The 397-nt window shown below is 52.4% G+C and carries 1 protein-coding gene; it reads left to right on the forward strand.

The window, feature by feature from the left end; genetic code table 11:
• Window positions 1–397: condensation domain-containing protein (locus AC5V8P_RS26155; protein WP_495474126.1), on the forward strand; the 397-nt coding region annotated here is incomplete at both ends.

Raw genomic sequence — 397 nt, forward strand, 5'->3', positions numbered from 1 at the left:
TTGTCGGGGAAGCATTTCATACGTACTTTGCTATCCTCGAAGACCGCAAGCCGGAGCTTGCCCCGGTAACACCGTACAGCGAATATATTGAATGGCTGGATCGGCAGGATAATGCGGAGGCTGAACGGTTCTGGCGTGATTATTTTGCGGGCTTTGAGCAGCAGACCGTATTGCCGCAGGTCAAACAGCTGGACGGTCACGCTAAAGCATATGAAGCGGACAAGCTTTCGTTTACACTGGGCCGCGAAGTAACAGAACGGATGAACAAGCTGGTCAAGCAGAAGCAAGTGACGGTCAATACTCTTATGCAAGCAGCGTGGGGCGTTGTGCTGCAGCGGTATAACAACAGCCGGGATGTGGTATTTGGCAGTGTCGTATCCGGCAGATCGGCAGATAT

This window comes from Paenibacillus sp. N119s (genome assembly GCF_059447605.1).